The organism is Mastigocladopsis repens PCC 10914 (assembly GCF_000315565.1).
GTDB classification, from domain to species: Bacteria; Cyanobacteriota; Cyanobacteriia; order Cyanobacteriales; family Nostocaceae; genus Mastigocladopsis; species Mastigocladopsis repens.
In genome coordinates, this window is sequence record NZ_JH992901.1 from 5,559,083 (window position 1) to 5,582,288 (window position 23,206).

Genomic DNA, 23,206 nt, shown 5'->3' on the forward strand with positions numbered 1-23,206 from the left:
CGTCGCCGCAGGTTTGCGTGCTGGGGTAGTACCAGTTGCGGTGGGTGTGGAAGTCGTGCCCGTCGCCACAGGTTTAGGTGCTGGGGTGGTAGTACTGGTTGCCGTGGGTGTAATAGTAGTAGGTAAAGGAGATTCAATAGATGGTTTGCGTTGTTGAGAGACAGGCGGTTGAACCACAGGAATTTGCTCAATTCCTTTTTCTACCGCTTCTGGTTGTCTCTCATCTGGTGGTTTGGCAATTATGAAGTGTCCAGAGTGAAACGGGCTTGCCAAAACGCTCATAGGCAAAGCAAAGCTTGTTGTCAACAAACTAGTGCTCATGCAACAAATTAATACAAAGTCTAATCTATGCCTGTCGTATTTATTATTTTTTCTTGCCATAATTCACTCCTCATTCTTTATTTCTCAATTCAATCTAAAGGTATATTTACACCTTGTAAGATTTGACTAGTGTGGTTTACTTTAATCTGCTTAATCTGCTTTTTGCTTCTCAAACAGAACTAAATAAATCTTTACGTGTTTGTATAACCTGTATCAATTTTACTGAAATACGATGATAAGTGACCGTTGATTTTTCAACAAGCAAATAATCACTCAATAAACTTTACATATTGTGTATGACAAAAAAAGATTAATAAACCTTAGACTAATCTGAAGCGAAAAAGTTCCTTGAACTGTTGAAATGATGAAAAGGCTGACCCGAATTTTAGATCTGAGAACTTTTTTAGAGAAGATTCAATAATAACAACTGCTCTATCAATGCGTTAAAATAACTACTTGGCTTTTGCACACGCAAAATAGTTTTTATGATGGCATTTAGATAAAGCACAAGAATTCGGATAACAGGTCAATCACGATGAAATTGATAACAAGTGCAGTTAATACCTATAAGCTTATCCAAAGATATCACTCAAGTAGAATGACCTGAAATCCACTTAGATTGTAAGATAGTTAGTTGACAAGAAAGCACTGGCATTGGTGTAAAATGACAATTTTACTGAGTTACAGAAGAGATGGCAAAATTTTCCAGTATCGCTTAATCTTAACATATACTCAAGCTGCAAATGGATTCCCAGTATGCTCTGCTGCCTGAATCCCGATTGCCCGAATCCTTTGAATCCAGATGGTAGCCAGCAATGCCGTAGTTGCAGTACACCATTGATTTCTTTATTGAGGGGTCGTTACCGTGTCATCAAGTTACTGTCTGATGAAGGGGGATTTAGCAGAACTTACTTAGCAGAGGATATAGACAAGCTGAATGAACCTTGCGTTGTTAAGCAATTAGCACCAAAAGTCCAGGAGACTTCAGCTTTGAAAAAGGCGGTTGAGCTGTTTAAAGAAGAGGCAAAACAACTACAGCAATTGGGAGAACATCATCAAATTCCCACACTTTTGGCTTACTTTGAGCAGGATAAATACCTGTTTTTGGTACAGCAATATATCGAGGGGCAGAATTTACTAAAAGAATTGCATACACAGGGAACTTATACTGAAAGCAAAATTCGAGAACTTTTGCTGGATTTACTGCCTGTTCTTGAGTTTATCCATGAGCGTGGGGTCATTCATCGGGATATCAAACCGCAGAATATTATTCGCCGTGATAGTGATAAGCGATTAGTGCTGATTGATTTTGGAGCCTCAAAGCAGTTCACAGCAACAGTGCAGACTAAAATCGGGACGACTATTGGCTCGCATGGTTACACCCCAATCGAACAGATGCAGGATGGAAAAGCTTACCCAGCTAGTGATTTATTCAGTTTGGGTGCAACTTGCTTTCATCTGCTGACAGGGATTTCCCCATCTAAACTATGGATGCAACATGGCTATAGTTGGGTGAATCATTGGCGGCGATATTTGAATAATCCCGGTCAGGGCGGAACAATCCCACGCCGATTGAAGTTGGGTAATCTTTTAGACAAACTGTTAAAAGTAGACATCGAAAAGCGTTATCAATCGGCTGATGAAGTTCTTAAGGATGTGCTAAGTCAGTCACAACCAGTATCCTCAACTGTACTTTCATCTGCCTCATCATCTGGGCTACTTGTTCCATTACTACCAGACGGCAAGCTGAAGAAACATCTGTTGATTGGTGCTGGCATTGTGCTGTTAGGATTGGGAGGAGTTTGGTATTCTTCATACTCTCGCCCAATAGCAATCACCAAGCCTTCTAACCCCAGTCAGCCCATAAATAGAACCTCGGAAGATTCTGATTCACCCTACACCCTGAAGGGACATTCCAGTGATGTAAATTCTGTCGCTTTTTCTCCCGATGATATGTCCCTTGCTAGTGGGAGTGATGATAAAACAATCAAGCTATGGAATTTAGCCAACCAACAGGAAATCCGTACTTTTAAGGGACACTTGGGCTGGGTTTGGTCTGTCGCCTTCAGTCCCGATGGCAAAACTCTTGCCAGTGGTAGTAAGGACAAAACTATCAGATTATGGAATTTAGAAACGGGACAGGAACTTGGCACTTTAGATGGGCATTCTGATGGCGTCTGTTCCATCACCTTTAGCCCAGATGGCAAAACCCTTGCCAGTGGAAGTTTGGATCAGACAATTAAACTGTGGAATCTGGAAACGGGTAAGGAAATCCGCACTTTCAAGGGACATTCCAAAGCAGTTGATTCTGTTGTCTTCAGTCCCGATGGTGCATCCCTTGCCAGTGGGAGTTGGGATAAGACGATTAAACTGTGGAATCTAGCAACAGGAAAGGAAATTCGCACACTGACAGGACATTCCGAAATGGTTCTTTCCGTTGCCTTTAGTCCTGATGGCGTTACTCTTGCTAGTGGTAGCAAGGACAAGACAGTTAAACTGTGGAATCTAGTGACAGGAGAAGTAACTCGCACACTGAAGGAGCATTCCGACAAAGTGAATTCTGTCGCATATCTGCAAAACCCTGGTAACAATCAAACTCCCAATGGAGTGATACTCGTCAGTGGTAGCAATGACAACACAATTAAACTTTGGAATCCGACAACAGGGAAGGAAATTCGTACCTTGAAGAAGGATTCTGGCTATATTTATTCTGTCGCTATCAGTCCAGATGGACAGACTATTGCCAGTGGTGGCAGTGCTGATAACATTATCAAGATTTGGCAGTTGCCTCGTTAGTTTTCATTTATTAATTCAACAAACCAATGAATAAACATATTTTATTTTTTGTTCACGGTATGGGTGAAAGCTATTCGGAAAATGATTACGATGTTTTGTGGACGGCAATTGCAAAAGCCTACTGTGATAGAGCTAAAGTGCCCCTAGATGTATTTAATAATAAATTTGAATGTGTATATATTAACTGGCAACTTGTAACTTCTGATGCAGAACTGACAATTTTTGATGCAGCATTTCCCCAGCTACAAGTAGGTGAAAAAAAATTACCTTTTAGTGGCATAAAAAATCCAATTCGTTCACTTCGTAAATTCATAACATTTTTTCTCGGTGATGTTGCTGCTTATGTCTCTGAAAATGACAACAATATTCGACGTACAGTTTGGCAGCAGATGGAACCTCATATTAGCAAAGGCTTACCCTATAGTATTATTGCTCACTCTCTTGGTTCAATCATCGTTTTTGACTACTTGTTTAACTTGTTTGAAGAGAACAATTTATTTCTACCGGAATATGAGAAACTTGAACATCAAAACGAACTATCTCGTAACAAAAATAATCAACGACAAGTTAACTTCCGTAATCTATTTACCTTAGGTTCTCCTATTGGTTTATTTATGTTACGTAAAGGGGATTTGTGGAAAGAGGGTAATAAATTTAATTCAATCAAAAATCCTGTTCAAGATGATACTGAAAAGGGGATTAAGCGAACTTGGCTCAACTTTTATGACGAACAAGATGTTATTGCTTTTCCTCTAGAAAATCTCTTTAGTTTAAATTCTACTAGTAGGGATAAGGGATCAATTAAAGATGTTTTAGTCAATACAGGTTGGTTTGCTATTGATTCTCACACCCGCTACTGGCAAAATCAGCAGGTTGCTCTAGAAATAAGCCAAGTTCTACTGAGAGGTGCTTAATTATGTGAGTCCCCAACTAACGGCGCACGCCCCTGTGGGACGGGTGTGCGCTCAATCGGGAGCATTGTGCGATCGCACTCCGCACTAAAATGACTATACTTTTCACTCCTAAGTGTGTAAAAGTTGCTCCTGGGCAGCCAGATTGCTTTTTAGATGAAGACAGTAATAAGTAATAATAATTATAAATTTGACAATTTTTGCCGGAAAAATTCCGGATGTAATATCATAGATGGCAGCACAGTCACGCTTGCCAGACGATGCTCTGCTGCCTCAACCCCGATTGCTCAAACCCCCTCAATCCTTGTGGGATACCGAATTGCCAGAGTTGCGGCGTGCCACTGATACCGCTTTTGAGAGGTCACTATCGTGTTATCAAGGTACTTTCAGATGAGGGTGGATTTGGCAGAACCTACTTGGCTGAAGATGTAGACAAGCTCAATGAACGCTGCGTCGTCAAGCAATTGGCACCGAAAGTCCAGGGTACATATGCTCTGAAGAAGGCGATTGAGTCATTTCAACAAGAGGCTCAAAGATTGCAAGAACTAGGGAAAAATTCACAAATTCCCACCTTGCTGGCTTACTTTGAGGAAGATAGCTATCTGTATTTAGTGCAAGAGTTTATTGATGGGCAGACTTTGCTCAAAGAGTTGCGACAACAGGGAACATGTAGCGAAACAGAAATTCGGGAAGTTTTGCTCGATTTACTGCCCGTTCTCAAGTTTATCCATGAGCGTGGGGTGATTCATCGGGACATCAAGCCACAAAATATTATGCGGAGATCGCCCCAACCCATGTTAACAAGGGGGGTTGGAGGGATGTCCGCAAGCGGGGGGAAGATAGGCGGGGCAAAGGGGGAACTAGTACTTATTGATTTTGGTGCTTCAAAGCAGTTGAGCGCAACAGTGCGAACTAAACCGGGGACGACTATTGGTACGCGTGGGTATAGCCCTTTAGAACAATTGCAGGATGGTGAGGCTTACCCAGCAAGTGATTTATTTGGTTTGGGAGCTACCTGCTTTCATTTAATATCAGGTGTTTCACCAGGTCTACTTTGGACAGAAAATGGCTATAGCTGGGTTGCTTCTTGGCGGCAATATTTGAAACGACCCATAAGTACAGATTTGGCTGAAATTTTCGATAAGCTTCTGAAAAAAGACATTAAAGAGCGTTATCAATCGGTGGATGAAGTCATCAAGGACTTGGTATCTGAGCCACTACCCTCGCCCTCACCCATACTGACAAATAGACTTTTAGCAGGTGCTGTCATTCTGTTGTTAGGATTTGGGGGAGTTTGGTATGTGAACGATTTCCAGCTTTTAGACTTTATAGGAGACAAAAATTCTTTCCTGATTAAAACCCTCAATGGGCATTCCAACTTAGTGACATCTGTCGCCATCAGTCCGATTCCCCCTGACTCCCCCCTTAGCAAGGGGGGACTGGGGGGGATTCTTGTCAGTAGCAGTTTTGACACGACGCTCAAACTATGGAATTTGGCAACTGGAAAGGAAATCTTCACACTAGAGGGGAATGCTGGTTCGGTTCATTCCGTCGCCACCAGTCCGGATGGTCGTACTGTAGCCAGTGGTAATGGTGACAACACCATCAAACTGTGGAATCCATTAACTGGACAGGAAATTCGCACCCTGTATGGGCATTTGAGTTCGGTTGAGTCCCTTGCCATTAGTTCAGATAGCAAAATGCTAGCCAGTGGCAGTTTTAACGGCACCATCATACTATGGAAACTGCCATCAGGAAAGGAAATCGCCACCATTAACTCACATTCTGGTGCGGTTAAATCCGTCGCCTTTAGTCCCGATGGCAAAACTCTTGCCAGTGGCAGTGAGGACAACACAATTAAACTATGGAATTTAGCTTCCAAAAAGGTCATCAGAATTTTCAAGGGGCATTCACAACCGATCCGGTCTGTCGCCATCACCCCTGACGGAAAAACTCTTGCCAGTAGCAGTGCTGACGACACTATCAAACTGTGGAATTTGTCAACCGGACAGGAAATCCACACCTTCAAAGGGCATTCCTTCTCGGTCAATTCTATCGCCATCACCCCCGATGGCAAAATCCTTGCCAGTGGTAGTAGTGACCACACCATCAAACTGTGGGATCTGGCAACGAAATGGGAAATTCGCACCCTCAAGGGGCATTCTAAAGAAGTGACTTCCATCGCCATCAGTCCTGATGGCAAAACCCTTGCTAGTGCTGGTACTGACGGGACTATCAATCTTTGGCGAATGGTTCGGTGAAATCTTCGGTTGCAAAGAGTCTAATTTTTTGGAAAAAGACGTGCAAAGCCCTCGTTATTGTAAGCTTCGGCAAGATCCGGCTTAATTGCAATCGCTTGCTTGAAATCCTCCATTGCCCCTTTGCCATCTTTTTCTTGCAAACGCGCAAAACCTCGGTTGTTGTAAGCTAAGGCAAAATCTGGCTTCAGGCGAATCGCTTGTGTGAAATCGGCGATCGCTTTTTCATAGTCTTTTTGAGTATCCTGTGTATTTTGTAGAGACTCTGCACTGATATATAACACGGTAGGAATGTTAGAGGTGAGGCGAATAGATTGATTGGCGGGAGCGATTTCCTTTGGCGCTGCGCTTCGCGCAATCGCTCCTGCAAAACCTTTCTCTTGCACACGCACTAGACCCCGGTTGTTGTAAGCTAAGGCAAAATTTGGCTTCAGGCGAATCGCTTCGTTGTAATCTGCGATCGCTCCTTGATAGTCTTTCTGTTCCTGTCGGGCGTTACCCCGGAGCGTGTAGTATAAATGTGCCAGTTGAGGAAACAGACTCATGGCTTTGTTGTAATCCTCAATTCCTCCCTGGTTGTCTTTCAGGAGAAATCGAGCATCTCCTCGGTAGCTGTAGAACCACGCATTATCAGGCTGAAGGCGCAAAGCTGTGTCGAAATCCTCTGTAAATCCCTGTTGGGAACCCATCATAGCGTGGACAATTCCTCGACCAACGTAAGCGGGGGCATAGTTAGGTTCTAGGCGTATCGCTTCGGTATAATTTTCAATCGCTGCTTCGTAGTCTTTCTCACCAGTTCGGACATCACCAAGCTTTTTGTGATAAACATAAGCTGACTCAGGAGCAAAGCGAATCGCTGCGGTGTAATCCTCAACCGCTCCTTTGTCATCTTGCAGAAGATAGCGGGCAGTACCTCGCTTATGATAAATAGCAGCAGAGTCAGGCTCAAGGCGCAGCGCTCTGTCGAAATCTTCTGTGAATGCCTTGCGGTTTCCCATCATAGCGTGGACAATCCCGCGATCAACGTAGGCATAAGCATTGTCTGGCTGAAGGCTGATAGCTTTATTTAAATCTTCGAGCGCGCCCTGATAACTTTCTTCACTCGATCTGGCGACACCGCGCTGTCGGTATGCAAAGGGATTGTCAGGCTGAAGGCGCAAAGCTTGGTTGAAATCCTCAATTGCTTCGGTGGTGTCGCCCATACTGGTACGGATCTCACCCCGGAGAATGTACTGCAAAGGCTGGGGATTGATTTTGATAGCTTGATCGCAAGCCTTGAGCGCTGTTGGGTAATTCCCTAATTCGCCCAACACATTACAGAGTCCTCGATAAGCTATGAACTCATCTGGCTTAAGTTCAATGACCTTTTCTAGAGCTTTACGCGCTTCTTCGTATTGATTCAAGGCGAAAAGCGTATCGCCAAGCTCACGCCAAGCTGGATCGTATGTTTGATTATATACAGTTGCTTTGTTGAAAGATAACAGTGCTTCTTTATATTTTTGCTGTAGACGCTGTGCGCGTCCGCGTGCATACCAAGCTTGATATAAGTCTGGCTTGATTTGAATTGCCCTGTCAAAGGCATCTACTGCTTTTTCGTATTTCTGCGATCGCAACAGTTTATTGCCATAACTGAGCCACTCAAATTCATCGAGGCTATTTTCTGGTAATTCTAAATTGAGAGCAGATGTGATGATTGCATCTTGTTGTGGAGCGCTCAGTCGCGGTGGTACAGAAGTATGCTTTTTGAAAATGAGCCGCGACTTTTCTTGCTGCATCAGTGCCAAAAAGGTGCGGATAGGCACACCCAAGCTGTAACCTAGTTGGATTTCACGTTCCTCACCAGTTTTCTGCTTAATTAACGTTGGTTCTCCTTCCGCTGCTGTGTGAATCCCAATGACTCGACCCAAGCTATCTAACACTGGGCTGCCACTCATCCCTTTGTCAGTAGAATTGGTATAAACTAGTTCATAACCAAAAGAAAAAGAACGAGAATCCTTGGCGCGATCAATTCCCCCTCCGTACAGCACTCCAACGCTAAACTGACGGCTTGGTTGTGTGGTATCTTGTTTTGATGTGGGCGTCCCAGAGACAAAAACCACTCTGTCTTCATTTCCTAAGTCATAGTCAGCTAGGGTAGCCACTTGGTAAGTTTGGTTGCTGGTGAATTGCAACAGCGCTAAGTCTGTCCCTTCCCAGGTTTTGACCGTGCTTGTGTTTACTGAATACTGCTGACCATCGGCAGTAACGACTTTCAAGTCGTTCTTACCTCGCACCACATGACCAGCACTGAGAACGTAGTATGTGTTACCTTGTTTAGCAACCATCACCCCTGACCCATGACTGTTTTGCCAAGTGATTAATACCGTAATTTCTTTGGCAATTTTGTCAACCAGACTGCTCACCAAGGGCGTAGATGTGGCTGTTGATTTGGTAACTGTGTTCCTTGTTTGCGGGATCTCTGGTGGGATAATTGGGGGATCTAACTGAGCTAATGTCTCAATGGGAACTCCCCAACTCGATCGCCTCATCCGCTCGCGCAAAGCATCATTAGGCTGGGAACCATCCTCATACACATACGGATCGCCCCACAGAGGTTGGGCATGAATCCCATTGATACCGATGACCTTACCCTCACGATTGAGCACAGGTCCACCGCTCATGCCCTTTTCAATTTCATTAGTGTATCCAATCCGGTAGCCTCCCTTCAAGGAGCGTTCTAGCAACAGGGAAATACGTCCGGGTCTGGTGACAAACTCCCTTGACGCAGACGAATTATCCTCAAAGGGAAACCCAGCAGCAAACACTTCATCACCTTCTTCCAAGGTTGAGGAATTTCCCAGGGAGGCTACGGCATAGTTACCACTAGCACGAAACTGTAGTAGAACCAAATCCTTGTTATTATAGTTGACTTCCTTCACCAACTCGGCTGGATAATTTTGACCATCGGGTGTATGAATAAAATGAGGTTTTTCTGTTTCCAGAACATGCTGACTTGTTAGAACTGTATACAGCTGACCTTCCTTCTGAATCAATATCCCCGAACCGCCCTTTTCTCCAGAGATAATCTTGACAGTAATGGAGTGAGCTAGCTTCTGTAGTTGTTGGGACAACTGGGAAGCTTGCTTTTGAGCAAAAAGTCTGGGAGCAGAAATACTCGGATAAGGACTTTGTACTGGCGGCATCCACAACGTGCTCATCCAGACGACCAAAGCCAGTGATCGACAAATCATTTGCCCATGTCCCATTAATGTCAATTTAGTTATTGAGAAATAGGGGTCGCCCCCCTGCGGGGGAATTCAAAATTCAAAGTTCAAAGTATGCCCTTTGGGCACGCTACGTGTTAGCGCAGATCCGACCCAGGAGGCAAAAATTAGTTTTTTTAACTTTGAATTTGAGCCAGAGGCTCATTGTCTTTGTTTTTATTTCCCTATCTCCCTGTCGCAAACTCTGCAAGTTTGATGTATTGAACCCTGAAGATCCTACTCAGCGTCAGCGGGTTCTTCCCGTAGTAACTGATTCATATCAATGTAGATTTGAGGAGAGCCATCCTCAGATTGAATAATCGGACCGCTAGCGGTGTAACCCATTTGTCTGAGACTTTCAATCACTTGGCTAGCGTTGTCATCTGCTCTGAGTGTGAGTAGCAATTGGTTGCAAGTACCCCCATATCGACTGGCAGCACACAAAACCTTTTGACCATTGAGAGTTCCAGTTGTGAGGTAATTCAGCACACCGTCAATAGAGGCAGTTTGAAATCTAGCAGAGACTACCTCACAGCGTGCTCTAGGGGAAAATTTACTGCTCCAGTTTCTTTGCCAGCTAATGACCGGAATTTTCCTTCCTGTTGCATTTCGGGCATATGTTGTTGGTATGCCCTCCCTATTTGTACCACAAAAGTATGTGGTTGTTTGAGCATAGCTGGAATGACTTATAGTAGCAATACTGCCTAGTGCGATCCCACTGGCAGCCAGCATATTTGCAAATAATTTGGTTTTCATGGTGATGCTATTCTTCCTAACACCTAAGAAGTGATATTAACTACATCATCTGAATAAGCAAATCCTGAACCTCAGAAGGAAATGAAAAAATATTGTTAGTTACTATTAATGACTGCATTATTTTAATACTTAATTATATAATTTTTCAAAGATTTTTTAAAGTTAATTTATTTATTTATTTGATAAAGTAAATAAATATACAAACTGTTTTTCTGTGACTACTGTCCTCGAGATTCCCACAGTCGTCATGCCTTACGAGGTATGTTTTTTATCATACAGATGCAACTTTAAACAGAGATAAGTTTCCAGCCAAGGATTGATTATGGTTTGACTGAAACTGAATAAGCTGTAATTAAATACTTGCTGCAATTGAATTGAGGAATTTGAACGTGAAACGCTTTGATGTCTCTAAACTTTTGGGTATGAGCGCTCTAGCTCTGAGTTTAGCCACCCTACCTGCTGTTCTGCCTGCTTCTGCCCAGACAACTACCACTCCCAATGGCACCGCTACAGAGACTACTACAGACACTTCTGCTACTGATGACAATTATCAGGACGGAGATTGGGGTTTGCTGGGCTTGCTCGGTCTGTTTGGTCTATTAGGTCGTCGCAGCCGCAAAGCTGATGAAACCGTGGCTTATGGGAACCGTGATGTCGTGGGCACCTCTAGCACCCGTCGGTATTAATATCAAGTGCATTCCAAGCTGTTAATGACTTGCACCGAAAGCCGTTGCTATGCCGTAGCGCTTGTAGCGGCTTACCCTAAAGGGTGATTGCCCCCCGTACTAAAATCACTGTACTATCCACACCAGAAGCTATTGCCTCTGGAATATTGCCTGTAATCGCCTGTTGCAGCATCCCTTCACGAGAAGCACCTAGAACGACAACATCGTAATGTTCTTTTTTCACCAAGTTAATGACACCTTCAGATACTGAGTCAGATTTAACTGGGGCTGCTAAGACGGTGCTTCCCAACTGGCGACGACGAATGAGTTGGCGAATGGCTTGTTCTAAGACTGTCATATCTGGCTCTACTTCTGATGGCTTGAATACCCTAGTCAGGCGAATTTTTGGGTCATTCCCTAATGTGACTAAAGCAGGTAACAATTTAATCGCCACCCACGCATTAGGACCACCAGCCATTGGAACAAGCCAGCGGTTGAATTGGAGAGTAACAGCGGATTTAGCAACGGAGATATCCGAGGATTGATCTGTTAAATCTGTTAACCCATCTGTTGCACCTAACTTCACTAGCACCACATCACAGGTGGCTTGGCGGACTATAGTGTCTACAACGTTGCCAAAAATCCGACCAGGGGTAGAAGTGCTACCCTTCCACCCCATCAAAATGAGGTTGATGTGTCGTTCTTTAATTGTCTCTAGAATTGCCTGCGCTACATCATGGGTTACCCGGATCTGAGTATGCACGGGAATTTTCCACTTTTTGCCCAAAGCCTCCGCCAGTCGCAGCAAACGACGACTTTTTGTTGTCCTAACGGGTGTTTCTGTTGGGGAACTGTGGCGAGAAATTGGCATGACTTGTATGCACTCAATTTCGTAATGGCGATCGCGAGCAATAGCTGCTGCCATTTCTAGTAGTGTCGCTGCTGTTTCGGGATTAGCTATCGGTACTAGTAATCTTCCCCTACCAGTACTGGGAGAACGTGTTTGATAAACGACATAGGAAGGTTCTGGTCGCGGTCCTGTTTGTCTGTTTTCGGCATTAATATGGTCTGCTTCCGCTCGAATAATATCTGCATGGGTAATGATCCCAATGAGTCTGCGCCCCTCCACCACTGGCAAGCGACTGATTTGATAGCGGTCTAACAAATACAGCACATCACTTAGATTTTGGATGGGAGTGACCGTGACTGGCTGCGGTGTCATAATTTCCCTTATGGGAGTATCTCCGCTTAAGTTGCGCTCATGCATTTTCAGCAAATCGCTTTGTGTCACAATTCCTACTAGCTTGCCATCTTCCACTACCGGAAAACCCTGATGGTGAGAATGAGAGAACGCCTGTACCGCTTCATCCAGAGACATTTCTGCTTCCAGAGTTTCCACCCGTCTTTGCATCACATCTCTTGCTGTTAACTTTGTCAATAGTCCTTCAATAGGAGCTTGTTTTTGGATAGTGATGCCATTTAGCTGTAAAAGTTTGTCATACAGTGACCCAGGGACTATCTTTTCGGCAACTAAGTAGGATGTGACAGAGCCAATCATCAAAGGGAGCACCAGATTGAAATCTGTGGTCATCTCAAACACAATCACAATTGCCGTAATTGGCACTTTGGAGACGGCGCTGAAAAATGCCCCCATTCCTGCCAGGGCATAGGTGGTAGGGGAACCCTCTCCCAAAGTGTAAAGCTGGACTACACCAATGATGTATCCTAAACAAGAACCCAAGATGAGACTAGGAGCAAATAATCCTCCTGGCGCTCCTGAGCCAAATGCTACCAAGGTGAGAGCAAATTGAGCCACAAACACGAGGGCTGCTGTGGAAGCATGAACTTCACCAGTGATGATAAACTCCCGTAACCCGCTATTATCCCGGAAACCAGATGGTAGCAGCGCGACCACCACACCTGATATAAAACCAGCTAACGCCACTCGCCACGGCAAGCTGATGTGTAAGTTACGGTAAATTCCTAGACTGGCAATCAGTCCCCGATTAAATAATGCAGCCAGTAACCCCGCCAGGACACCTAAAATCAGGTAAAAAGGAATTTCTAGTATTGAAAAGGTGCTGGAGTAACGAGTTGCTTCCAGGTTAAGTTCCAGACTACGACCCCCCAGCACCCGCGAGACAACGCCACCAATGAACGAGGCGATAATGGCAGTTCCTAAGGTTAATCCCGATAAATCCTGAAGTAATTCCTCGACGACAAATATCATCCCCGCGATGGGGGCATTGAAAGCTGCTGACAACCCCGCACCTGCACCCGCTGCTATCATCTGCCGTCGATGATCTGGAGAAGTGGGAACCAAACGACTCATCCCTGCCGCCAAAGCTGCCCCAACATGGACAGTAGGACCTTGCCGCCCCAAAGTTAAACCTGAAGCTAGGGCGAGGGTGGCACTGAGTAACTTCACAGCAGCAACGCGCCAGGATAATCTGACTGGCACATTAGCAAGAGAGGCTTTGACTTGTGGAATTCCACTACCGGATGCCTCTGGTGCCAACCTCTCCACGAGTAAGCCAGCGAGAAATCCAAAGCAAAGACCAACGACTGGTAGGACAAGCCATGCTGGCAGGAGGTAGGAAGTATGAACTCGCCATGTTCCTAACCATCCCGTTCCAACTTTGAAAAATACAGCAGATATGGCAGCGACTAACCCGATAACTGACGCTTCTGCGATCGCTAAACCTCTTCTAGGTTGCCACAAAGCGCGAAAGCTCTGAGTAAGAAAAAGAGGTGACATAGAAATTCAAAATTCAAAAGTTAAGTTAATACTCAAGAGTCAAGAGTCAAAAAAATAAAATCGTGAGGTAGGTAATAAATTTTACCCGTTCTTCTTGTACCTTTCTATCATTCTGGCTACTGAGTTCTGAGTTCTATGTTCTTTCTTTGGTCACTAGACTAAGGACAAATGACAGCCTCACTGGAAGATTTCACGTTTGCGTAGCGTGCCCGTAGGGCTTATCATTTAGGATTGCTATATTAACGAATCAACTGTAGCATTTGATGGCTACCTTTTTGAAATTCCCAAGGAACTTCGACAATTTCGGTAGAAATTTCTAAGGAGTTTAGGTCATTTATTAAATGATTCATCAGTGGGTAAATTTTGGCATCTTTTCCATGTAACGGGTAAATTCTGACTTCCTTAGAGCATACTCTATAAAGTTCCAAAATTGTATTTAAGTGAAATGTGTAATTAAATTCATCGCTATAAACAAACAAAAAATGCCCACTTAAAACCAAATCAAAGCTTTTGTCTGCAAAGGGTAACTTTGGTAACTCGACAGGAATATAACGACCTTGTGCCTTACCATTTTCATAATCGGCTGCAAATCGTTGAAAGGCTGTTTTTCTATATTCTTTAAATCCCTCAATTCCTCCATAAACTTCCCAGTTGTAGAGGTGAGGAACAAGGGAAATCCTTTCTACAACGTGGTTATAATCTGCGTTGCCTTTCTCAATTATGACTTTGGTATCAAGGTGAAATAAAAGGTCACAAGCTACAGCATGAATGCCCATTTGGCAAGCTTCTGCTACAAAAGAAGCGGCACCCGATGGACAATCCAAAATTTTGCTACTTTGCCAATGAGACAAATCAAGGTTGAAAAATTTTACATATTCTGATAAAGTCCGCCCAAAAAATACTACCCTATCAAGTTGAATACCATTAGGGTGATGACTTGAATCGTCCATACCTGCAAAGCATTTTTAATTTTTAATTTTGCTTTCCGATACTGGATAGTCCTTCTACCAACAAAGATGGAGTGTAGCAAGAACCATTCCAGTCAGCATCGCCACCCAGTTTAACCAATTGTTTGAGAGCTGTATAGACGTTTCCAGCCACCATGGTATCTTTAACGCGCCCAATAACGTGACCATTTTGAACACGGTAGCCCAAATCAACGTTGATAGAAAAGTCACCAGAAATCCCGCCATTCCCTCCCAGCATTTGATCCACAATTAAGCCATTATCCAGATGTTGAATCAATTCTTGTAGCGATTCAGTTCCAGGCTGGATGAGGAAATTAAATAAACCAGGAGTAGGATAACTCCCTAAACCAGGGCGAAAACCGTTACCAGTGGAGGCAATATTTAACTGGCGTCCGGTGGTGCTATCGCAGTAAAAATTCTGCAACACACCGTCTTGGATAAACACGAGAGACTGAGTTGGGGTGCCTTCATCATCAAATAGGCAACTGTAAGGTCCCGCATGGGGGTCTTGGTATAGAGTTATGGGTGAGATGACTGATTTACCAATGCGTTCTGCCCACGGAGAAGCCTTTTCCAAGACTCGCTTACCATTTAAAGCCGCTTGTACAGTCCCCCAAAGCATATCAGCAGCTTTAGAAGTAAACAGAACTGGGACACGACCGTTGGGAGATGTCACATTTTCTCGTGCCCAAGCCAACCTCTGTAAAATTTGGTAAGCAACTTTGTCTGGTTGGAGATTGCCTCTTTCGGTTTGACCATCAGAAACGCTCAAAAAATCGTCACCCCGTACCCATTCTGCCTCCATATAGCAACTGAGAGTGGTGTCGGTGTAGTGGCAATCTAAACCTTTCGTATTTACGAGTCTAGTCGTTTCAACATCGCATTCCCACTCACCTGTACAAATGACATCTGGGTAGATGTCGCGGATCATGGCGATCGCTTCTTTACCCCACTCCACCAATCTTTCTATAGGTACATTTTCACCCAGATCTGGGTAGGAAGGTTGAGAATCACCATTCAATTCCACTGCTTCAGGTTGATTCAGTTGACTCAGGGCTAAAGCACGTTCCACCAAAGCTTGCGGTTCCACAGGACCGTAAGCCACGGCTAAACCCGGACATCCGTTTCGCCACAGCCGCAGTGCTGTACCTTCAGATTGGCTGGTTTCCATCTGTTTGAGGCGATTTGCTTCAAAAAATACAGGTCGAGAGAGGGATTTCGACTGATAGACCTCAGCGGCTTCTGCACCCAATTTTATGGATATTTCCAGCAGTTGTTCTGCTAGCGAATTATTTGGTAATTCTTTATACACCATATTTTTGTTGCTTCTAGATTTGGAAATTGGCAATTGGGGATGGATGGTTGATAGTTGTAGAGACGCGCCATGGCGCGTCTGTACATTAGTTGTTAGTTGTTTACTACTACCCACTACCCACTACCCACTACCCACTACCCACTACCTACTACCTACTACCCACTAACCACGACCTATTCCCTCAATCAAATTTACGGCAGATTGACCTCTTGCAACAGCCAAAACCCCGCAAAAGATTCTTCTTGGGGATTGGACTGCACCGCGATAAAATGCACTCCGTTAGCTTTTTGCTTTGCTTGTTCAAAGTCTTTGGCTTCCATTAACGTTTGGGAGTTTTTGATATTCGCCAAAATCCAGCTTTCAGTCGCACCAGTTTCTAAAAGTAATCTCGCCCCTTGGCTATCATCAAATTTCAACCAAGCCAACTCTAAACCAGACATCCAACCTGCTATTGGCAATGCTCTAGGTGAAAATATCAAAACACCAGGAATGGGGGTTTCAGGGGAAATTTGCGCCATCTCCAATGGGAAAGCTTCGCTAAAGCCAATTTCCCACTCGTGCATTTGGGCAAATTCCATACCTTGCAAGGTAACAAATATCCACTGCTTTCCTTCTAAAGCATCTGGTAAGCGTTGGGGTAAGGGGTTATCCAACTTGACTGAGGGATTCGTCAGAGCTTGATAGCCTGACTCTTGAGGATAGACTTGCTCCATCCGCTGTTGCAGCCATTGGTTAAGCAGCAAAGTGCGGCGACTAGGCTCGGCGGGAATACCCAAGTCTTTGCAGGCTTTGGTAATCATGTTGTTCATTTGGCGGCGGAAAAAGCGGATTCTTCTTGGTGTTTCTCCGACGTTGCTGATTGCTTCTTCCAACGCCGTCCGCAACCACAGCGAATTGACCTCAGTACTGGGGCAATATTTAGCAAAGCGAAACAAAGAATCGATTTTTGTCCGGGTTTCCAAAGGACTCTCACAGACCAAGACTTCCCAAATTTTTTTCTGATTTTCGTCCAGAATCGGACGCGAGTAAAAATCTAGTTCCCAAATACTGCCCATGTTATGCCGTTAAGATTGGCTACTTTGATATTTTCACTCTACCAATGTACGTTCTCCCCCTTTTGGGGAGAATGTACATGACTACCCAGATACCAATACTTCTGGGATCACAATGCAGGATCTGCTATAGCAATAAATTTATGACCAAACCACCTGCTTACGCTCTTGTACCACCCGTTGGTAAACTTCCTGAGTTTGCTTGGCTAATTTGCGCCAACTGAAGCGTCTGTCTAAATCTTCATAAGCGTTATCAATCAGCCATTGGCGATAACCTGGATTTTTCAACACTTCCAAAATTCCCCATGCTAGGGAATCCGGATTGTTGGTGTAAGTGACAATACCTGTTTTGGTGTGTTGCACGACTTCTGGAAAACCACCTGTATCAGAAACAACTACGGGAACGCGAGAGGCAAAGCTTTCTAGTGCAACAATACCAAAGGGTTCGTAGAGGCTGGGGAACACCGCACAGTCAGCGATGGTTTGGAATTTATCTAAGTACTCATCAGACATAAAACCGGTAAAATAGCACTTGTGGGAAATTCCTAGATCCCAAGCTTGCTTCTTAAGATGGTCGGTATTGCCGCCACCTATAATGACAAATTTAACGTATCCCCCCATCTCCCATAGAACTTTGGGAGCAGCATTAAGCAAGACAGAGACGCCTTTTTCATAAGTCATGCGACCTACGTAGTAAATAATTTTCTCGCCGTCCTCGGCAAATTGGCGACGAAAATCTAGAGCGTGAAAATCTTGGTGGTGCTGTTTCTTTTCTGGTCTGATCCCGTTATAAATAACATCTACTTTATCCCAGGGAGCGTGTAGCGCCCGTTCTACTTCCCGCCGCATATAGTCGGTGCAAACGATAATCCGCCAAGCGTTGAAAGCCAGAAGTTCTTCTTTGCTACTAATATAACGGTGAGTATCAGTGTTAATACCGTTATAGCGCCCGTATTCAGTTGCGTGAACAGTTGCAATCAGGGGCACTTTGAAGTTGTGCTTGAGGGCGATCGCTGCATCCCCAACGAGCCAATCATGTGCGTGAATGATATCAAATGGTCCTTCCTCCAGCATCAGCTTACCACCGTGATGCCCAATGCTCTCGTTGAAATTGACTACCCAGTGAAAAAAGTCATGACCATTCGCCACAGGTACGCGATGGACTCGCACTCCATCGACCATCTCATACATTGGTGCATGACCAAACTCTGGTGTAATCAAGTGGATTTCATGTCCTAACTTGGCGAGTTCCGGGTATAACTCTGCAACATGACGAGCAATTCCCCCAACTATCCGGGGCGGAAACTCCCAACTCAACACCAATATCTTCATATGCTCTTATGCTTAACCCGTTACAAATCTCTAACTTTATACATTTATCAAAAAGTACTCAGTACTCAGAACTCAGAAGAAAAAAGTAAGAATTAAGTATAAATTGTAGAGTTCTGGTTCTGAGTAAATGGGTTTAAGACCCCCGCTCCTACGTAGCGAAGCGGTTCCTTTTAGGGACTGCGGTCAATAATTACGGTGGGGTTGGAATCCCCAACCCAATTGTGTTCTTTGTTCTGCATTCTGCATCTGTTTATTCTTCTTCAACTCAAGATACAAGTTTGACTACTTTTAGTAGTTCCAATATGGAAAATTTTTGATTTTTTTAACATTTTTATGAAAAAAGTAATGCTAGTGACATTTTGAACAAAGCTGATTAATCAGGCTCATCTGGAGATGGGAAATTTATGAAAAAGTAAGTTAATGGGGAGTGTGCGTCACAGATCAAACGCCAAAAAACTTTTCTCCCCCTACTCTCCTCATCTCCCTATCTGTTTATTCCCAAGCTGTTGGCGAAAGGCTAACCAAGCTGCGGTTGCTTGTTCATTTGAAGTGGCAGCTTTTTTAAGTAAAATGACACCATCTCTAAAATCAAGGATTCCGTATTCCTGATTGTTCGTCAGCTGCTCAATCAGGAGTACGATATCCTTTAAAAGTTGGCGATCGCCCTTAAAGGCTGCTTGATACTGTTGTAATTGCCAAAGGTCTGCGATCGCATAATCAACTTTTATCACCTGCCGTGCATCATTTCGCAGTTGCAGAGCAGGTAAGCGAAGAATTTCGCGGCGACTGGAAAGATGGGGAACCAGGTAAGTGGTTGCAGACACACTCGCATCCGGTGGAATTTGTGCAAGCATTGGGCGAAACTGTGATATGTGATCCCATTGTTGAGGCAAAGACACATAGACCCAAGGCTTGACTGAATCGGGTATTATAAAGTAGAAAGTCCGATTGGGATTGGATGTAAAGCTCAACAACAAAGAAACACAGATGCAACCTACCCAAAAACGGCGAAATGATGGTTTAAATGATTGACGATGCTGTGACCACCAAAGAATCGCCCCATAGAATAGCCCTGGAACCACAGTTAAAGCATAACGGATCGTGATTGCCAGTACAGATTCTCCCTTACTCAGAAACAGTTGCAGCAGGGGAATGCCTGCTATCATCCAAGATGCGGGAGCAACAGCAGGCACAAACGCCAAGGGCAACCATTGACCGAGTAAATACCTAATTGTGCGGTCTACTGGCGTTACCAGTTCTACCAATAACCGTCCTGGGTTGGTAATCATTCCCCAAATAATTTCTAGGGTAGAAGCTTCCTCGCCATTCGCATATTGCCCAAAGCGTTCCAACGCAAACCGCCGCGAAACATCCTCAGAAAACAGCGGCATGATAGCATTGGTGAGAACCAACATATAACCAAAACTGAGAGTGCAAACAGCAAGTCCAGCGCGGGGAAAGCGTTTGCTCAAAACCATGTAAACTCCGACGCCAAATAAACTCACGCCAGCATCTTCCCTGACTGCCAAAATGAAAACTGCCAACAGCCAAAATAGCCACCACCAGCGCTTTTCCATTGCCAACAACAAGCCAAAGACAAACAACGGAATCTGGCTAATGTCATGAAAGTTACTTAAGGTGGGACCGATAACAGCGTTGGCGGCGTAAAAGCTGGCGGTGATCATAATTGCTAATGGTGGTTCTAGGTACTGTCGTGCCAATGCGTACAAAACCAAACCAGCAGCCGTGATGAAAATGACCTGTAAGATTGTTAAAGTTGCAGGAAAGGGAAACAATGCATAAATTGGTAGCCAAAGTAACAATGCTGGGGTAAAGTGTTGACCTAGTCTGTGGTAGTAGACTGTGGGAATTTCTCCAGAGTGAACAACATTAGTTGAAAGACTTGAAGAAAGCGAACTCTGAAAGAATCGACCGTGAAGGTTATTCCAAAAAACTTGGTTAAAAATTCCTTGGTCGAACGAGGCGTAAAAACTGAAGTAACGATGCAGGGTAAATATGAGACAAAGGATAAAGAAGACTGCTGCTAGTAGTACGACTACCCTGTTAGCAGTGCTTGCCGTCAACTTTAACACCGAAGTTATTCGCAGGTTTTTTTGTAATTTTGACAACATCACTCACTTACCCTGAATGAGGCAAACCGGGTGAAAACTTTTATTGTAAAACGTTGATTCCCACAAACTCTAGCAGGGATTGAAGTTTCAAGCAAAGACGTTTCTGGTGAAAAACAAGTTCCTTTTTCAAAAGAGAATTCACTCATGCAGTGGCACGTCATACCCGCATAGTTGCACAATAAATGCAGTTCGTCATTGTTGCTCTCCCACATATGCAGACCTTACTTGCAGACGCTCAAAATTTGCTTTCTGACCTACTCGAACGTTATTCATCTCGTGTAGATTATCTGATGATTCGCCTTGAAGAAGCCGAAGGAACAGATATCGTGTTGCGTGGCGACAAGGTAGAAACCTTGAGCGAAGGTATCTCGATTGGTGGACAAATTCGTGCTTGTTATAAAGGTGGGTGGGGGTTTAGCAGCTTTAACCAGCTTTCGACAATTAGCGATCGCATTGAAGAAGCCATTGCTGCAGCCCGGATTGTTGGTGATGAAGAAACTATCCTCGCTCCGGTTGACATAGTGCAAGCAGTATGCAGTATGCCCCTAACTGGAAGCGATCCCCGGCAGATTCCGCTGAAGAAGAAAAAAGAATTGTGCGATCGCTATACTGAATTACTCAGAAGCGTTGACAGCCGTATCACCACCACCTCTGTCCGCTATGCCGACAGCGCCCAAAGGGTTATCCTCGCCACCAGTGAAGGGACTTTTATTGAGCAATCTTGGGTAGATATGGAAATGCGCTTTGCCGCCACTGCTAGAAACGGCGAAACTGTCCAAACGGGACGGGAAACGAATGGTTCGCGCAAAGCCTTTGAAGATTTAATGACTTTGGATGAACAAGTCAAAGACGCGGCACAAAGGGCAGTTGCAGCCTTATCTCTGCCATCAGTCAAAGGTAATGCCTACACTGTGGTGATAGACCCCATTCTCACAGGATTATTTGTCCACGAGGCATTTGGGCATCTTTCCGAAGCAGATATGGCTTACGAAAACCCAGATTTATTGGAAGTGATGACTCTTGGGCGGCGGTTTGGACCAAAAGAGTTGCAGATTTTTGATGGTGCTGCGCCACAAGGACATCGGGGCAGCTATTTTTACGATGATGAAGGCACACCTGCAACCACAACGCAAGTCATTAAAGATGGAATTTTGGTAGGACGTTTGCATTCCCGCGAAACTGCCGGAAAATTGGACGAAGTGCCTACAGGCAACGCAAGGTGTCTCAATTATCACTATCCTCCACTTGTGCGGATGACCAATACCTGGATTGAAAGGGGGAAAACACCTGTTGCGGATTTATTTAGCGGTATCAAAGAAGGAGTGTATGCCCGTAACTGGTTGGGTGGAATGACGAATGGAGAAATGTTCACCTTTAGCGCTGGGGAAGCGTGGATGATTAGAAACGGCAAAATCGCCGAACCTGTGAAGGATGTGACGCTTTCAGGGAATGTTTTCCAAACCCTAGCAGATATTGAAGCAATTGGCGATGACTTTTACTGGGATGAGTCCGGCGGTTGTGGGAAGGGTGGGCAAAATGGTTTGCCGGTTGGTTGCGGTGGTCCCAGTTTGCGGATACGTGATGTTGTTGTGGGGGGAGAAGCCGCTTAGATTTTTTCTGTATGTAATCCTGATGTAGAGACGCGCCATGGCGCGTCTCTACACGCATGAATTTACACATCAACCTTAAGTAGGGTGGGTATTGCTGATAAAAGCTGATGTGATACACATAAAAGCTGATGTGATACACATTTGAGATCATGCCCACCTTACAGAAAATCACTTATGAATACCCTGGTAGAACCAGGGAACGAGGAAGGTGAATATGGTAACAACGGTAACACCCGCAGAAACTAGGACAATACTATCAAACATCAGCTGGCAAACATTTAAAACTATGCTGGCGGAGATGGGTCAAGAGCGGAAAAACCGACTAGCTTATGACAATGGAATATTAGAAATTATCACACCATTGATGCCGCACGAAAACTCCAACCGTTTGATTGAAGTTTTTGTTGGGGTATTGTGCGAAGAATTTGGCTTAGAGATTAAACGTGCTGGTTCACTGACCTTAACACGAGATGATTTAGAGCGGGCAAGTGAACCCGATAGCAGCTACTATATTCAGAATGAAGCCCTAGTTCGAGACAGGGAAAACATAGATTTAGCAATAGATCCACCCCCAGACTTAGTGTTAGAAGTAGAATACTCCAAACCCAAAGTAGATAAGTCAAAAATTTACGCAGCAATTGGTGTGCCAGAATTCTGGCGATACAACGGCAGTGTATTACGAATTTACAGACTTGGTGATGGTGAATACACAGAAGTTCAAACTAGCCCGACTTTTGCAGCTGTAGACGTGAAAGAAATTCCTCGGTTTATTCAAGAAACGAAAAAGAATGGAGAAATGGCAACAACTCGCGCTTTTCGTGCTTGGGTAAAGCAGCAAATTGCTTCGTCAACAAAGCAATAAAAGAGACTTTTCAGGTTGAAAAGTTGACGTTCCGAGTTCAGAGGTCGGAGTTCCGAGTTCAGAGGTCGAAGTTCCGAGTTCCGAGGTCGAAATTCCGAGTTCCGAGGTCGAAGTTCCGAGTTCCGAGGTCGAAATTCCGAGTTCAGAGGTCGGAGTTCCGAGTTCAGAGGTCGGAGTTCCGAGTTCAGAGGTCGGAGTTCCGAGTTCAGAGGTCGGAGTTCCGAGTTC

14 protein-coding genes and 1 pseudogene are annotated in these 23,206 nt (G+C 44.4%); 6 read left to right on the plus strand and 9 right to left on the minus strand.

The features are described 5' to 3' along the window. Positions 1-381, minus strand: a pseudogene (locus tag MAS10914_RS35095) (peptidase); the annotation flags it as partial. 696 nt (positions 382-1,077) lie between these two features. On the opposite strand from MAS10914_RS35095, the gene MAS10914_RS0126730 reads away from it, so the two are divergent. From MAS10914_RS0126730 to MAS10914_RS0126740, 3 genes are all read left to right on the plus strand, one after another. Beyond that, positions 1,078-3,117, plus strand: coding sequence for a serine/threonine-protein kinase (locus MAS10914_RS0126730; protein ID WP_026082838.1), 2,040 nt, complete (start codon positions 1,078-1,080; stop codon positions 3,115-3,117). 26 nt (positions 3,118-3,143) lie between these two features. Continuing rightward, entirely contained in the window at positions 3,144-4,031 is an 888-nt protein-coding gene (locus tag MAS10914_RS0126735) for a hypothetical protein (RefSeq protein ID WP_017319015.1), read from the plus strand. Between the two features lie 257 nt (positions 4,032-4,288). Then, on the plus strand, positions 4,289-6,289 hold the full coding sequence (locus tag MAS10914_RS0126740; RefSeq protein WP_026082839.1) for a serine/threonine-protein kinase: 2,001 nt from the start codon (positions 4,289-4,291) through the stop codon (positions 6,287-6,289). A 20-nt stretch (positions 6,290-6,309) separates the two neighbouring features. Here the strand turns inward: MAS10914_RS0126740 and MAS10914_RS0126745 are convergent, their stop codons facing one another. Both MAS10914_RS0126745 and MAS10914_RS0126750 read right to left on the minus strand, forming a co-directional pair. Then, on the minus strand, positions 6,310-9,516 hold the full coding sequence (locus MAS10914_RS0126745; protein WP_232224244.1) for a serine protease: 3,207 nt from the start codon (positions 9,514-9,516) through the stop codon (positions 6,310-6,312). A gap of 249 nt (positions 9,517-9,765) precedes the next feature. Further along, positions 9,766-10,284: a COP23 domain-containing protein gene (locus MAS10914_RS0126750; protein ID WP_017319019.1), complete on the minus strand. Its 519-nt coding sequence runs from the start codon at positions 10,282-10,284 to the stop codon at positions 9,766-9,768. Positions 10,285-10,673: 389 nt separating this feature from the next. On the opposite strand from MAS10914_RS0126750, the gene MAS10914_RS0126755 reads away from it, so the two are divergent. Beyond that, positions 10,674-10,970 (plus strand): WGxxGxxG family protein, encoded by a 297-nt coding sequence (locus MAS10914_RS0126755; RefSeq protein ID WP_017319020.1) that lies wholly within the window; start codon positions 10,674-10,676, stop codon positions 10,968-10,970. 76 nt (positions 10,971-11,046) lie between these two features. On the opposite strand, the gene MAS10914_RS0126760 is transcribed toward MAS10914_RS0126755, so the two are convergent. The 6 genes from MAS10914_RS0126760 to MAS10914_RS0126785 form a co-directional block, all read right to left on the minus strand. Beyond that, complete coding sequence (locus tag MAS10914_RS0126760; protein WP_017319021.1) at positions 11,047-13,707, minus strand: chloride channel protein; 2,661 nt, start codon at positions 13,705-13,707, stop codon at positions 11,047-11,049. Positions 13,708-13,946: 239 nt separating this feature from the next. Continuing rightward, a complete protein-coding gene (locus tag MAS10914_RS0126765; RefSeq protein ID WP_017319022.1) occupies positions 13,947-14,657 on the minus strand; it encodes a class I SAM-dependent methyltransferase in 711 nt (236 codons plus the stop codon). Positions 14,658-14,679: 22 nt separating this feature from the next. Then, positions 14,680-15,990: a TldD/PmbA family protein gene (locus tag MAS10914_RS0126770; RefSeq protein ID WP_017319023.1), complete on the minus strand. Its 1,311-nt coding sequence runs from the start codon at positions 15,988-15,990 to the stop codon at positions 14,680-14,682. A gap of 191 nt (positions 15,991-16,181) precedes the next feature. Next, positions 16,182-17,045 (minus strand): Tab2/Atab2 family RNA-binding protein, encoded by an 864-nt coding sequence (locus tag MAS10914_RS0126775; protein WP_017319024.1) that lies wholly within the window; start codon positions 17,043-17,045, stop codon positions 16,182-16,184. A 138-nt stretch (positions 17,046-17,183) separates the two neighbouring features. Further along, the gene (locus MAS10914_RS0126780) at positions 17,184-18,374 is read right to left on the minus strand and encodes a glycosyltransferase family 4 protein (RefSeq protein ID WP_017319025.1); all 1,191 of its coding nucleotides are present in this window, start codon (positions 18,372-18,374) and stop codon (positions 17,184-17,186) included. A gap of 476 nt (positions 18,375-18,850) precedes the next feature. Further along, positions 18,851-20,506, minus strand: a complete 1,656-nt coding sequence (locus MAS10914_RS0126785) for a DUF2079 domain-containing protein (RefSeq protein ID WP_017319026.1) — start codon at positions 20,504-20,506, stop codon at positions 18,851-18,853. A gap of 212 nt (positions 20,507-20,718) precedes the next feature. On the opposite strand from MAS10914_RS0126785, the gene MAS10914_RS0126790 reads away from it, so the two are divergent. Next, complete coding sequence (locus MAS10914_RS0126790; RefSeq protein ID WP_026082841.1) at positions 20,719-22,116, plus strand: TldD/PmbA family protein; 1,398 nt, start codon at positions 20,719-20,721, stop codon at positions 22,114-22,116. Between the two features lie 214 nt (positions 22,117-22,330). Next, positions 22,331-22,978 (plus strand): Uma2 family endonuclease, encoded by a 648-nt coding sequence (locus tag MAS10914_RS0126795; RefSeq protein WP_017319028.1) that lies wholly within the window; start codon positions 22,331-22,333, stop codon positions 22,976-22,978. Positions 22,979-23,206: the final 228 nt, after the last annotated feature.